Origin of the sequence: Streptomyces sp. 8L (genome assembly GCF_020176795.1) — a bacterium.
Taxonomy (GTDB): Bacteria; Actinomycetota; Actinomycetes; order Streptomycetales; family Streptomycetaceae; genus Streptomyces.
This window is the reverse complement of record NZ_JAIUKE010000174.1, coordinates 1-13,757: the sequence shown is the minus strand read 5'-3', so window position 1 is coordinate 13,757 and position 13,757 is coordinate 1. Positions and strand designations below refer to the sequence as shown.

Annotated in this window: 11 protein-coding genes; 5 read left to right on the top strand and 6 right to left on the bottom strand. The window is 72.6% G+C overall.

The window, feature by feature from the left end; all coding sequences use genetic code 11:
• Positions 1-92: 92 nt before the first annotated feature.
• A complete protein-coding gene (locus tag LCE31_RS16310) occupies positions 93-2,678 on the bottom strand; it encodes a transglycosylase domain-containing protein (protein WP_225014988.1) in 2,586 nt (861 codons plus the stop codon).
• A 439-nt stretch (positions 2,679-3,117) separates the two neighbouring features.
• Here LCE31_RS16310 and LCE31_RS16305 point away from each other — a divergent pair, with 439 nt between their 5' ends.
• From LCE31_RS16305 to LCE31_RS16290, 4 genes are all read left to right on the top strand, one after another.
• Positions 3,118-3,918, top strand: coding sequence for an ABC transporter permease (locus tag LCE31_RS16305; protein ID WP_225014987.1), 801 nt, complete (start codon positions 3,118-3,120; stop codon positions 3,916-3,918).
• Complete coding sequence (locus LCE31_RS16300) at positions 3,911-4,930, top strand: ABC transporter permease (RefSeq protein WP_374118481.1); 1,020 nt, start codon at positions 3,911-3,913, stop codon at positions 4,928-4,930. Before LCE31_RS16305 ends, LCE31_RS16300 begins: the two co-directional genes overlap by 8 nt.
• 80 nt (positions 4,931-5,010) lie before the next feature.
• Complete coding sequence (locus LCE31_RS16295; RefSeq protein WP_225014991.1) at positions 5,011-5,994, top strand: ABC transporter ATP-binding protein; 984 nt, start codon at positions 5,011-5,013, stop codon at positions 5,992-5,994.
• A gap of 51 nt (positions 5,995-6,045) precedes the next feature.
• Positions 6,046-7,047, top strand: a complete 1,002-nt coding sequence (locus tag LCE31_RS16290; protein WP_263631915.1) for a DUF1707 SHOCT-like domain-containing protein — start codon at positions 6,046-6,048, stop codon at positions 7,045-7,047.
• A 43-nt stretch (positions 7,048-7,090) separates the two neighbouring features.
• Here LCE31_RS16290 and LCE31_RS16285 read toward each other — a convergent pair whose 3' ends face one another.
• Positions 7,091-8,497: an SGNH/GDSL hydrolase family protein gene (locus LCE31_RS16285; RefSeq protein ID WP_225014986.1), complete on the bottom strand. Its 1,407-nt coding sequence runs from the start codon at positions 8,495-8,497 to the stop codon at positions 7,091-7,093.
• 212 nt (positions 8,498-8,709) lie between these two features.
• Here LCE31_RS16285 and LCE31_RS16280 point away from each other — a divergent pair, with 212 nt between their 5' ends.
• Positions 8,710-10,275, top strand: coding sequence for a DUF445 domain-containing protein (locus tag LCE31_RS16280; protein ID WP_225014985.1), 1,566 nt, complete (start codon positions 8,710-8,712; stop codon positions 10,273-10,275).
• Between the two features lie 95 nt (positions 10,276-10,370).
• Here LCE31_RS16280 and LCE31_RS16275 read toward each other — a convergent pair whose 3' ends face one another.
• The 4 genes from LCE31_RS16275 to LCE31_RS16260 form a co-directional block, all read right to left on the bottom strand.
• The gene (locus tag LCE31_RS16275) at positions 10,371-10,688 is read right to left on the bottom strand and encodes a hypothetical protein (protein WP_225014989.1); all 318 of its coding nucleotides are present in this window, start codon (positions 10,686-10,688) and stop codon (positions 10,371-10,373) included.
• A gap of 241 nt (positions 10,689-10,929) precedes the next feature.
• Positions 10,930-11,658 (bottom strand): histidine phosphatase family protein, encoded by a 729-nt coding sequence (locus tag LCE31_RS16270; RefSeq protein ID WP_225014984.1) that lies wholly within the window; start codon positions 11,656-11,658, stop codon positions 10,930-10,932.
• Positions 11,659-11,771: 113 nt separating this feature from the next.
• Positions 11,772-12,764: a hypothetical protein gene (locus LCE31_RS16265; protein ID WP_225014983.1), complete on the bottom strand. Its 993-nt coding sequence runs from the start codon at positions 12,762-12,764 to the stop codon at positions 11,772-11,774.
• Between the two features lie 541 nt (positions 12,765-13,305).
• Positions 13,306-13,584, bottom strand: a complete 279-nt coding sequence (locus tag LCE31_RS16260; protein ID WP_225014982.1) for a hypothetical protein — start codon at positions 13,582-13,584, stop codon at positions 13,306-13,308.
• Positions 13,585-13,757 lie beyond the last annotated feature (173 nt).

Here is a 13,757-nt window from a genome sequence, read left to right as displayed (position 1 = left end):
CTTCCGCCCCCGTCATGCCGCCCCGCCGTGCCGCCGTTCGCGACGCGGCCTCGGGCCGGCCGACGCCCGAAGAGGCGTCACCCGAAGGGGCGTCACCCGGGTGGCGCTACCGGGGTGGTGCCGCCCGGCGGAGCGCCGCCGGGGCCCGGGCCTGCCGTCCCGCCGGTCCCGCCCGGGCCCGGCCCCGCGGTGCCTCCGGTGCCCGCTGTGCCGCCGTCGGTGGTGCCGCCCGTGGTGCCGCCGTCCCCCGTGCCCCCGGTGTCCGTGCCGCCCGCGCCGGTGCCCGTTCCGCCGGTGTCCGTACCGCCATCGGTGCCGCCGGTCGTGTCGCCTCCGGTCGTGGCGGTCTGGCCGCCCGCCGGATTCGGCGTACCGCCGTCGGTGTCACCGCCGGTCGGGCCGCCGTCGGTGCCGCCGTCCGTGGCGCCGCCGTCGTCCGTCCCGCCGGTGGAGGTGCCGCCCGTGTCCCGTCCGCCGGTGTCGCCCCCGGTGTCGCCCGGCGCGGAACTGCCGGGACCGCTCGGCTCGTCGGAGGGACGGCCGGACGGCTCGTGCCGCTGCTCGGCGCCGTGCTGGAGGTGCAGGTCGAAACTCTGTACGGGGGAGCCCTTGAGGGCCGCCGCCGTGTACTGGCCCCAGATCTGCGCGGGCGGCCCGCCGCCGTTGACGCGGGCCTGGCCGAGCGCCCCGTACAGCGCCTTGTGCCGTGCGGTGGCCGGGTCCGCGCCCATCATCGCGACGACCGTGGTGAGGTCGGGGGTGTAGCCGGCGAACCAGGCCGCCCTGTCGTCCTCCGCCGTGCCCGTCTTGCCCGCGGCCGGGCGGCCCGCGGCCCGGGCGGCCGTGCCGGTGCCCTCGCTGCTGTCGACGACGGTGCGCAGTACGGACGTGGTGGTGTCCGCGGCCTGCCGGCTGACGGCCTGTGCGGACCTCCGCGCCGGGAGGGCGACCGCGGCGCCGTCCTTGGTGATCCGCGCGACGAGCGTGTACGGCTCACGCACCCCGTGGTGGGCGAGCGTCGCGTACGCCTGCGTCATGTCCAGGACGCTGGCGGTGGCGGGGCCGAGCGCGATGGACGGGGTGGCCGTGAGGTCCGGTGTGGTGGCCGGGATGCCGAGGTCGATCGCCGTGTGCTCGACGGTGGACGGGCCGACGTCCTCGGCCAGTTGCGCGTACACCGCGTTGACGGACTTGTTGGTGGCGGTGCGGACGGTGATGTCGCCGTAGTCGCGGTCGTCCTCGTTGGCGGGGGCGTAGCCGGTGGGGCCGTTCGGGCCCTGCACCATGCGGTGGTTGTCCCCGTTGTAGTGCGTGTTCGGCGTGATGGGGTCGCCGTCCTGCGTCTCGGAGCCGTTCTGGATCGCGGACGCGAGGACGAACGGCTTGAAGGTGGAGCCGACCTGGTAGTCGCGTCTGGTCGCGTTGTCGACGTACTGCTTCGTGTAGTCGATGCCGCCGTACATGGCGACGACGTCGCCCGTCGAGGGGTCGATGGACGCGCCGCCGATCCGGACGTTCTTGTCGGCGGGGCGGTCGTCGGGCTTCAGTTTGGAGTTGACGTTGTCGTCGACCGCTTTCACCAGCGCGTTCTGCCGGGGCCGCTGGAGGGTGGTGGTGATCCGGTAGCCGCCGCTCGCCAGGGTGCCGTCATCGATGATCTTGTGGCTGGTCAGGTAGTCCTTGACGGCCTGGACGATGTAGCCGCGCTGCCCGGACAGGCCCGCGTTGGAGGGGCCCGAGCGGCTGGGGGTGGGGAAGGTGAGCTTCGTGCGGGCCGCCTCGGTGAGCCAGTGCTTCTTGACCATGCCGTCGAGCACGTAGTTCCAGCGGGCGGTGGCCGCGCCCTTGTTCTCCGGGTGCGCGATCACGTCGAACTGGCTGGGCGCGTTGAGCAGCGAGGCCAGATAGGCGCCCTGCGCGGTGTCGATCTGCTCGACGTCCTTGCCGTAGTACGCCTGCGAGGCGGCCTGGATGCCGTACGCGTTGCGCCCGAAGTAACTGGTGTTCAAATAGCCCTGGAGGATCTCCGCCTTGGACCGCTCGCGGTTGAGCTTGACCGAGATGAAGAACTCCTTGGCCTTGCGGAGCAGGGTCTGCTCCTGGCCGAGGTAGTAGTTCTTCACGTACTGCTGGGTGATGGTCGAGCCGCCCTGGGTGCCCTTGCCCGTGACGGTGTTCCACGCGGCGCGCGCCATGCCGAGCGGGTCGACGGCCGGTTCGCCGTAGAACTCGCGGTCCTCGGCGGCGAGCACGGCACGCTGCACGGTCCTCGGGACCTGCGCGAGCGAGACGTTCTCCCGGTTGATGTCGCCGTCGCGGGCGATCGGGGTGCCGTCCTTGTAGAGGTAGACGTTCGACTGCGCGACGGCCGCGGCGTTGGCGCGCGGGATGTCCACCAGGTAGTAGCCCGCGATGAAACCGCCGACCACGATCACCACGATCGCGAGCACGCCGAACAGCACCATCCGCCACGTCGGCAGCAGCCGCCGCCAGCCGGTGCGCCGGCGGCGCGGGCGCTTCCCCTTGCCGGCCCGCGCGGCGACCGCGGGCGCGGGGGCGCCCGCGGGAGCCGCGTAGGCGGGTTCGCCGGGTGGAGAGCCGCCGTGCGCGGACGGCTCCGCGGGGCCCCCGGAGGGGTCCTCCGGGTCCTGGCCCTGCTGCGATGGCTCATCACTCATGTAGGGGAAGACTCCTCGGCCGCGTCCGAAGGTGTGTGCTTCGGCATAACGGTGTCGTATCGGGTGATCGGTGCAGATGGGATCGGCTGTTGCGAATGGGATCGGCTGTTACGGGTGGAACGGGTGGGACCGGCCGGCGGCGGGACCGGCCACAGGGGGGATCGCGCATACTCCGTCAAACGCCGCACATCTCCATGAAACACCGTCGGATCGGGAGAGATCCGAGCGTCGGCCCGCGCCGGAAATCCGATCGCCGCCGCCCACCCCGTTGGGCTAGGGTCGTGCGCTTCGTGTCCTTCGCGGTTCGTCCTGTCCTTCGCGGTCCTCACGCCCCTCGCGCCCGCGCCGGTGGGGCGCTCCGGTGCTGCCCCGGACGGGAGCGGGCGGGAGCGGGTGTGAACGGACGGACAGGGTCGGGAACGGACCGGAAGGGGCTGTCGTGCGGCTGTACGCCGTGGTGTGGGCGGGAGCGCTGCGCCGGTACGCGACGTACCGCGTGGCCGCCGTCGCCGGCGTGTTCACGAACACCGTCTTCGGCTTCATCATCGCGTACACGTATGTCGCCCTGTGGCACCTCAGGCCGCACCTCGGCGGCTACGGGCTGCCCCAGGCCCTCACCTTCGTCTGGGTGAGCCAGGGCCTGCTCGCGGCGAGCGGGATCATGGGCGGCGGCTTCGAGAGCGAACTCACCGAGCGCATCCGCACCGGCGACATCGCCGTCGACCTGTACCGCCCGGCCGACCTGCAACTGTGGTGGCTGGCCCAGGACATGGGCCGTGCCTGCTTCCAACTGCTGGCGCGCGGCGTCCTTCCGATGCTGGTCGGCTCCCTCTTCTCCCATCTCGCGCTGCCGCACAGCCCGCTGGTGTGGGCGGCGTTCCTGGTGGCCGTCCTGCTGGGGTTCGTGGTCAGCTTCGCGATCCGCTACCTCACGGCGCTCGCCGCGTTCTGGCTGCTCGACGGTACGGGCGTCACGCAGATCGCGGTGCTCGCGGCCACGTTCTGGTCCGGGATGCTGCTGCCGCTGAACGTCTTCCCCGGCCTGCTCGGCCAGGTCGCGCGCGCCCTGCCGTGGTCGTCGCTCCTTCAGCTCCCGGTGGACGTGCTGCTCGGGACGTACAGCGGCTGGGGCGCCGCGGGCGTGTACGCCTTCCAGGCGGGCTGGGCGGCCGTACTGCTCCTGCTCGGCCGGGTCCTCCAGTCGGCGGCGACGCGGAAGGTGGTGGTCCAGGGTGGCTGAGGACGGCGGAACGGCGGCGGCCCTCGATGCCCACGGGCACGTGGAGGGCCGCGAGAGCGGTGAGGACCGGGAGCACCGAGAGACCCGGGAGCACCGCGAGAACCGGGAGACTCGGGAGAACCAGGAGAACCCCGAGGACCGCGAGAACAGAGAGGGCAGGGAGGGCAGGGAGGACCGTCTCCCGGCGGCGGCCGGCCCCTGGCGGCTGGTGCGCGAGGGCGCCCGGGCGTACTGGCTGATCGCCGCCATGGCCATCAGGTCGCAGCTCGCCTACCGGCTCTCCTTCGCGACCACCGCGTTCGGCAACCTCGCGGCGACGGTCTTCGACTTCGTGACGATCCTGCTGATGTTCTCGCAGGTGCACGCGCTCGGCGGGTTCTCGCTGCCCGAAGTCGCCTTCCTGTACGGCACGTCGTCGACCGCCTTCGGCCTCACCGACCTCGCGATGGGTTCGACGGAACGGATCGGCACACGGGTGCGCGACGGCACGTTCGACGTCCTCCTGCTGCGGCCCGTGCCCGTACTCGCCCAGGTCGCGGCGGACCGCTTCGTCCTGCGGCGGCTCGGCCGGATCGTCCAGGCCCTCGCGGTCCTGGGGTACGCGCTGTGCGCCACGTCCGTCGACTGGGACGCGGCACGGGTGGCGCTGATGCCGCTGATGGTCGTGAGCGGCGCGCTGATCTTCGGCGCGGTGTTCGTGGTGGGGGCGGCGTTCCAGTTCTGGGCGCAGGACTCGGCGCAGGTCCAGAACGCGTTCACGTACGGCGGCACGACGCTGCTCCAGTACCCGCCGGGGCTGTTCGCGAAGGACCTGGTGCGCGGGGTGGTGTTCGTGGTGCCGCTGGCGTTCGTCAGCTGGATTCCCGCGCTGTACGTGCTGGGGCGCCCGCTGCCGCTGGGGCTGCCGGGGTGGGTCGCGTTCCTGTCGCCCGCCGTGGCGGCGGTGTGCTGCGCACTGGCGGCGGCGGTGTGGCGGCTGGCGCTCAGGTCGTACCGCAGTACGGGCAGTTGAGGGCGGTGGCGGGCGCGAAGGCGGCCGGTGGCGGCGGCGCGGCGGTCGCGTCGGTTGTTCGACGAGACGGGAGTGTGTCCATGGACGGCGGGCCCGGGGCCTTCATCGAACTGGACGGTCTGGAGAAGGTTTTCACCGTACGGCGCAGGGTCGGCCCGCTGCGCCGCGAGAGACACGAGGTCCGGGCGGTCGACGGGATCAGCTTCCAGGTCGCCCGCGGTGAGATGGTCGGGTACATCGGCCCCAACGGCGCGGGCAAGTCGACCACGATCAAGATGCTGACGGGAATCCTGACGCCCAGCGGGGGCCGGGTACGGGTCGCGGGCATCGACCCGTCGCGTGAACGCACCCGCCTCGCGTCCCGTATCGGCGTGGTGTTCGGCCAGCGCACGACGCTCTGGTGGGACCTGCCGCTGATCGACTCGTACCGGCTGGCCCACCGCATGTACCGGGTGCCGGACGCCAGGTTCCGCACCAACCTGGACCGCTGCGTCGAACTGCTCGACCTCGGCGCCCTGTTGAAGGTCCCCGTACGGCAGCTCTCCCTGGGGCAGCGGATGCGCGGCGACATCGCGGCGGCGCTGCTGCACGATCCCGACGTGCTCTACCTGGACGAGCCGACGATCGGGCTCGATGTCATCTCCAAGACCAAGGTGCGGGAGTTCCTGCGGGACTTGAACCGCGACCAGGGCACGACGGTACTGCTGACGACCCACGACCTCCAGGACATCGAGCAGTTGTGCCGCCGGGTCATGGTGATCGACCACGGCAGGATGCTGTACGACGGAACGCCCGCGGGGCTGCACGAGGCCGGCGGCAGTGAACGCACCCTCGTGGTCGACCTGGAGCGGGAGATGCCGCCGGTCGAGCTGGCGGACGAGCCCGCGGTGCGTGTCACCCGCGTGGAGGGGGCGCGCCAGTATCTCGCCTTCCCCGCGTCGCAGTCCGCCGCGCCGCTCGTGGCGCGGGTGGCCGCGGCGTACCCGCTGGTCGACCTGTCGGTGCGGGAGCCCGACATCGAGTCGGTGATCGCGAAGATGTACGGGGACCGCGCGGGCGTCTGAGGTACGTACAACCGCGTGCCCGCGCGGTGCGCGTTGGCTAGGCTGGCCGATATGACGAGTGAACCGCCCGAGCGCCGCACGGACAGCCACGTGCCCGAGAGCCGAGCGCCCGGGAGTCGCGTGCCCGGCGGCCAGGCGTCCGGGACCAGGGCGTCGGACGCCGAGCGGGAGCAGATCGCGGAGCGGCTGCGTGAGGCGGTGGCCGAGGGCAGGCTCGACATGGAGGAGTTCGACGAGCGGCTCGGCCTCGCGTACCAGGCCCGTACGCGCGGTGAACTCGTGCCGCTGGTCAGCGACTTGCCGGAGCCCGGTACGGCCGAGGGCGCCGGGCCGGCCGCGTCGGCCCTCGGTACGGCGCCCGACGCCGGAGTCTGGGCCGGGCGCGTGGGCAGCGGGCCCGGCACGTCCCGGAGCGCGTTCGGCATCCTCGGCGGCTTCGGGCGCAAGGGCAACTGGACGGTGGGCCGCAAGTTCCACGCGACGGCGTTCATGGGCGGCGGTGAGATCGACCTGCGCGAGGCGCGGTTCGAGGAGCCGGTGACCGTGATCCGCTGCTTCGCCTTCATGGGCGGAGTGCAGGTCACAGCTCCGCCGGAGCTCGACATCGAGGTCCGCGGCTTCGGCTTCATGGGCGGGTTCGGCGAGTCCCCCGCCAAGCGCGAGGCGGCCGGTATCAGTCCTGACCCGGACTCGCCCAAGGTCATCGTGACGGGGTTCGCGCTGATGGGCGGCGTCGGCGTGGAACGCAAACTCCGCAAGGAGGAGCGCCGCCGCCTCAAGGAGGAGCGCAAGCGCCTGGCCGCGGGCGGCGAAACCGGGTCCAGACCGGGTCGTGACGACCGCTACGAGGCCGTCTTCGAGGCCTACGAGGACAGGATGGCCCGCCACGAGGAGCGCAGGGCACGCCAGGAGGACCGCCGGGAGGAGCGCAGGGCCCGGCACGAGGAGCTCCGCGAGCGGCAGCGGGACCGGCGGGACGACCACCGCGACCGGCGCCGCGGCGGCGACGGTCGCGGCGACAGGCGTGGCGACGGGTTCCGCAAGGAACTCTGAGCGCGCGGGGCGGCCCGCCGGCGCCTTGCGACGATGCCGTCCGTCAGGTCGCGGCCGGGGTGTGGGAGCCCAGGAGTGTCCGCAGGTCTATGGCGGTCCCCATGGCCCGGTATCCGGCGTCGCTCGGGTGCAGGCCGTCGCCGGAGTCGTACGCGGGGCTCAGCCGGTCCGGCGCGTACGGGTCGCGCAGCACCCGGTCGAAGTCCACGACCGCGTCGAAGACGGCGCCCGAGCGGATCGCCGCGTTGACCTCGTCGCGTACGCGCTCCTTCGTCGCGTTGTACCCGGCGTGCGCTCCGAACGGGGTGAGCGTGGAGCCGACGACCCGCACGCCGTGCGCGTGCGCCTGCCGCACGAGGTCCTTCAGGCCGGCCACGATCGGCGCGCCGCTGCGCTCGTGGCCGTGCAGGATGTCGTTGACGCCGAGATCGACGAAGACGGCGCGGACGCCCGGGCGGGCCAGCGCGTCCTCGCCGAAGCGGGCGATGCCGCTGCGGCCGTTGCGCGTCGAGGACGCGTCACGCAGTACCTGGTTGCCGCCGATGCCCTCGTCCACCACGCCGTAGCGGCCGTAGGCGCTGTCCCGTACCCGGTCGGCGAGGACGTTCGGCCAGCGCCTGTTGCCGTCCATGCTCGACCCGATACCGTCGGTGATCGAGTCGCCGAAGGCGACGACCGTCCCGGCCGCCTGCCGGTTCTCCACGTCCACCGCTGTGACGTACCGCCAGTACGGCGTCCGCGTGTCGTAGCCCGCGCCCGACGCGTCCTCCGTACGGTCGCCGCGCGCGAGGTACGACGTCTGCTGCGCGTGCGAGTGGTAGGTGACGGCGCCACCGGGGTTCGGCGTGTACAGCGTCAGCAGCAGGTCGGAGCCGGCCGGGACGCCCAGTGCCACCGGGTCGCTCACGGTCTGCCGGCCGGCCGGTACGACCACGGACACCGACCGGGCGTCGCCGAAGGTCAGCCGCCGCATCGTGCCCGCCACGGCGCTGGGCCCGCCGCCCCCGGCGACCCCGACCGACGCGTGAGCGATGTACAGCGGCGCGGTGCCGTAGAGGTTCGAGAACGTGACGCGGGCGGCCGTACCGCCGATGCTCGTGTGCACGACGTTGCGTATGGACCGGCCGGGCAGCCCGTGCGGAGCGTCCGGCTCCGAGCCGACGGCGCCCGCGGCCCACGTACCGGCCCAGCCGCCGGACGCGGCGGGAGACGCCCGGTGCGGCAGCCCCTGGCCGTCCGCACCCCGCCCGGCGCCGGAACCGGTGGCACTGCCGTTGCTGCCGTCGACGGCGATCGACGTGTCGTCGTCGCCCCCGCGCCCGAACAGGCCGCCCGCGACCTGGCCCGCGAGGTCCTCGCCCGGGCCGAGACCGACGAAGATCCCGGCACACACCAGCCCCACGACCGCGAGCAACGCTCCGAAAAGGGCCAGGCCACGCTGGTTCGTCATGCCCGGGCTCACCTCACCTCTATGTACGAAAAACATCATCCGTCACGGCGGGGGAACTTGGCGCACGCTCGGGGAGTCACCCCTCAAGAGGGACAATGCGTACAGGAGGTTCCCGAGCAGTCGGTCGATTACGTGTCGTGTACGGGTGCGTACGGCGTGTGCGAGTGCGTACGGGTGTGTACGGCGTGTACAGGCGTGGACGGGTGGAGTGAATGGAACGCGGTGAAGCGGGACGGGGGGCCCAGGACGGCTCCGCGGGAGAGCCCTCGCACGGCAGACCGCCGGGACCTGGGATGACGCCGGAGGCCGGGGCCGCGGAGACCGGGGCCTCGGGCAGCGGGAGCGCGGGCCGCGGGAGCGCGGGGGTCGGCTCGGAGAGCGCGCGGGACGGCGGTACGCGGGACGTACGTGATGCGGGTGACGCGGGTGACACGCGTGACGTAGATGACGAACGTGACACACGTCATGGCAGGCCCGGGCCCGGCGGCGGGCCGGGGCGCGGCGGCGGCCTGCCGTCGTTCTCGTACACGGCGGCCGACGAGGAGAAGCGCCGCGGCGTACGCCGCATGAAGACCACGGCCACGGCGCTGCTCGTGCTCGTCGCCGGGATCTACGCGCTCACCACCTGGGGGAAGCACGAGGGCGCGGGGGCCTGGACCGGCTATGTGGCAGCGGCGGCCGAGGCCGGAATGGTCGGTGCGCTGGCCGACTGGTTCGCGGTGACCGCCCTGTTCCGCCATCCCCTCGGCCTGCCCATCCCGCACACCGCGATCATCCCGAACAAGAAGGACCAGCTCGGCGCGTCGCTCGCCCAGTTCGTGGGCGAGAACTTCCTCTCCGCCGACGTCGTACGGGCCCGGCTCCGCGCCCTCGGCATCGGGCGGCGCATCGGCGCCTGGCTGGCAGAACCGGCGCACGCCGACCGGGTCACGGCCGAACTGGCCACCGCGCTGCGCGGCGCGATCACCGTGCTGCGCGACTCCGACGTGCAGGCCGTCGTCGGCGAGGCCATCACACGGCGGGCCGACGCCGCCGAGGTCGCACCGCTGATCGGCAAGACCCTCGACCGGGTCGTCGCGGACGGCGCGCACCACCGGGCCGTCGACCTCGTCTGCGTACGGGGCAGGGAATGGCTGATCGCGCACGAGGCCTCGGTGATGGACGCGGTGCAGGGCGGCGCGCCCGGCTGGACGCCCCGATTCGTGGACCGGCGCATCGGGGACCGCGTCTACAAGGAGCTGCTGCGCTTCGTCACGGAGATGCGGGACATGCCGTCGCACCCGGCGCGGGGCGCGATCGACCGCTTCCTGAAGGACTTCGCCACCGACCTCCAGTCGGACACGGAGACCAGGGGCAGGATCGAGCGGCTGAAGTCGGAGCTGATCGCCAGGCCCGAGGTCCAGGACATCATCGCCTCGGCCTGGTCGTCCGTCCGATCCATGATCATCTCGGCGGCGGAGGACGAGCGGAGCGAACTGCGGCTGCGGGCCCGCGCCTCCCTGCTCGGCCTCGGCCGCAGGCTCGCGACGGACGAGCGGCTCCAGGGCAAGCTGGAGGGCTGGATCGAGGACGCGGCCGCGTACGTCGTCTCCACGTACCGCGGCGAGATCACGTCGCTGATCACCGACACGGTCAAGAGCTGGAACGCCGACGACACGTCGAAGAAGATCGAGGCGCACATCGGGCGCGACCTTCAGTTCATCCGGATCAACGGCACGGTCGTCGGCGCGCTGGCGGGCCTGCTGATCTACACGGTGTCGCAGGCGCTGGGCGCGTAGCCGCGGGCCCCGGCGCGCCCGCCCCGGGGGTATGCGCGCGGTCCCCCGGGGCACACACGGCGACGGATGTACCGGCCGGCGCCGTGCCTTCGGGTTCAGCGACGCGTCACGGCGTACGAGGCGGCGGCGACGCCACCCGCCACGGAGAAGACCGCGGGCCAGGCGCCTATCTTCTTCGCCAGCGGGTGGGAGCCCGCGAAGGCGGCCAGGTACGCCGTGCCGAGGCCGACCGCGGCCTTCGTGCCTGAGGCCTGCCGCCACTGCCACGCGGCCACCGTGCCCGCGGCCAGCAGCGCCGCCCCGCCCAGCTGCCGCTTCTTCGTCCACCGCGCGACGGCGAACCCGCCGACCAGCCCGCCGGCGGCCGCGGTCGCCGCGGGTGCCGATCCCGGAATCCTCGCCAACGCTGCCAACTTCGCCACTTCTGCCGTCCTCGCTGATGCGCCGCCGGCGACGCCGGCACGTCGCGGACGCGCCACCACCGGTCGGCAACCGGTCCTTCACACTCTGAACATGACCGAGCCTAACCAGTGCGGGTAGCGCCACGGCGCGGCGACCGGCGAGAAATGCACCACTCCGCACATCCCGTTCGTCCCGGGAAGGCTGAGCCCCGCGCGGCGTGACCTAGTGCTTCCTGCCCGGGCTCCCCGGATCTCAGATCCCGCCCAGATGACGCACACTCCCGAACTCGACGAGCCGCAGCCGCGTCCCCCCGTCACCGGTATCCCGTTCCCACGACGAGCCGGTATCCCGTTCCCACGACGAGACGGACGCGTTCGGCACGGGCACGTCGTCCGGCACCGGATCACCGATGCCCGCGAGGACGTGCCGAACCGCGATCACCACGGCGTCATGGGCGACGAGCAGCACATGCCCGGCCGTGTCCCCGGCACGCAACTCCGTGAGGAAGTCCCGTACGCGCAGGGCCACATCGGCGAGGGACTCCCCGCCGGGCGGCCGGTAGAACCACTCACCCAGCCGCTCACGCCGCGCCGCCTCCTCCGGCGCCCTGGCCCGCACCGCGGGCGGCGGCAGCAGCTCCAGTACGCCCATCTCCCGGTCCCGCAGCCGCTCGTCGACCAGGCGGGGCGGCGGGACGATCCCGGCCGCACGCGCCGAGCCGGCCATCACGTCCCACGTCTCGACCGCCCGGGCGTAGCTGGAGCACACGACGAGCCCGGGCCGCTCGCCCTCCGACACCGCCGCGAACCACCGCCCGAGCGCCCGCGCCTGCTCCACCCCGAGCGGCGACAGCCGGACCTCCGCGTCGGTCCCCTCCCCGACGAGTTCCGCGTCCCCGGTCTCAAGAGCGCGCGCCCAGAGCGCATTGGCGGTGCTCTGACCGTGCCGTACGACGGTCAGCCGCCGGAGTGTGGATCGCACTGCCTGCCACCTCGGTTCCTGTCACGTCACCACGCCATCACGTCACCACGTCACCCGGCATCTTCCAACGCCATGCACCCCGTAACCCGGACGCAGGGCGACACGCGGCCCTGTCAGGCCAATTCCCGCACCGGTACGGGCTCGACGGACTGCTCGGCGTTGCGGACTCCGTCCCGTACGCGAGCGGCCAGGGCGCGCACCCGTTCGGGAGGCAGCGCGGCCACGGGCACGGTCGGTGCCTGCTCGCCCCGGCACACTCCGCAGTCCCCGTCCAGCAGGCACTCCGGCGGGGCAGGTTTCCCGCAGGTGCCGCATTCGATGACTCGCCGGACCGTCACGAGGCCGGCCTCGGGCGGGAGTTCGGGCGGCAGCTTGGCGACGAGGCGCTTACGCACCAGTCCGGCCGCGTGGTGCACAGGGAAGGGCAGGCCGTCCGTCAGCGCACGCGCCACGTCCTCCACGCCCCACCCCCGCGCGAACCACTCCGCCGCCAGCGGCTCCAGGGCCTCGCAGTCGTCGGCGGACAGGGTGAGGCACGCGTTCCGCCGCCCGAGGGCGGCCAGCACTCCGTACGCGGGGGAGCGCTCGGCGACGGGCGCGCGGGGCGAGGGCACCGTACGGGCGAGTGCTGGGGCCACGATGGCGGGACCAGCCGAAACGTCCTCCACAAGGGGGACGGAAGCGGCCTCGGATCTCTCCTCCGACGCGGCGGCGCCCACGGCGTAGGCGGCCCACCAGCCGTCGTCCCGCGCGGTCCGAGTGAACCATGTCCGCGTCACCCACCGGATGCCGTCGCAGCCGGTGTGCACGCCCTCCCGCCCGCGCCGCAAATGCCCGGCCCGCTGGAGGAAGTTCAGCGCCGTGCGCAGCGCGCACTGGCCGTAGGGGAGCACCTTGGCCAGCGTCTTCACGGAGATGTCCGCGCCCTCGGGCAGCCGGTCGATGTACGACGCGACGGCGGCCTCGCGGGCCGGGAGGTGCATGAAGTCGGCGGGTGTGCGGGACGCCTGACCGGACGCCGAACGCTTCCCGTAGCCGGGCACGGCCATCGGATGCGCGGCTGCACGCTCTGCGCGGGGCACGTCAGTAAACTGGCTGTCAGCCATGGGGATCACGTTTCTGATCTCGATGGTCAGGCCCCCTGCAAGTGTTTGCCGCACCTGCTGGGGGCCGTTGTGTCTGTCTGACGGCACATTAAACGCAGATAACCCCGCGTCGCAACACGATCACGAAAAGTCATCACAACAGGTAGGGAGGGTGGGTGGGAACCAACAAACCAACCAATCCTTACAAACAGGGCTCGACCCCCGAAGCTTGAGCTTCGACCCCCCGCTCCCGCGCGAAACCCCAGGCAGACGCCCCGCCAAGCCACCCACCAGCACCCCCGAGGCTCAAGCGTCGAGGTTCGGGGGCCCATAGCTGCGAACCGGCCGAGGGCTCAGAGCTCTGGCGCGACATGCGTGGGAAGGGTGTCCGCTCTCTCGGTGGGTGTGGGTGCGCCCGCCGCGCGCTCATGCAGCTTGCCTTCCACAGTTGCATCGACTTGCTTCACTGGGGCCGCGCAAGAGTCGGAGACCCCGGCGGGGTTGTTTGACGGGATTGTGATGCGCTTCGAATCAGAAGCTGATGCGGAGGTGGCCTGAGGCTTCAGCTGCTGCCACGCTCGCCTTGCGCGAGTGCCTCGAGAATCACGCCGGCATCGACGTACAGCTTCTTCTCGGAGAAAGCCGCAGCGATCGCCACAGCTGCGTGTACGTCACGGCTGCCGACGCCTTTAAGAACCGTGCTGGCTTCGTCGTCCAGCCCCGCCGAATGGCAGGCAGAGACGACTTTCAGGACATCCTCCGCCGGCAGGAGCGTGGCAGCGCCCCAGAGCATCATGTGTGCGTCCCGGACCCGGCCTTCCGACTCGTAGCGCAGGAGCATGGGAAGTTCAGACCAGTCCTCGTCGATGTGGTCTTCAGGGTGCCGGTCCCCTTCTGAAGGGGGGACCGGGGCCCCCGGGGGTTTCGGGGGGGCGGGAAAATGTGGGGGGGGGGGGCCCCCGGGGGGGCCGCGGCCCCGCCCCCCGGCCCCCGCGGCGGCGCGGGGGGGGCGGG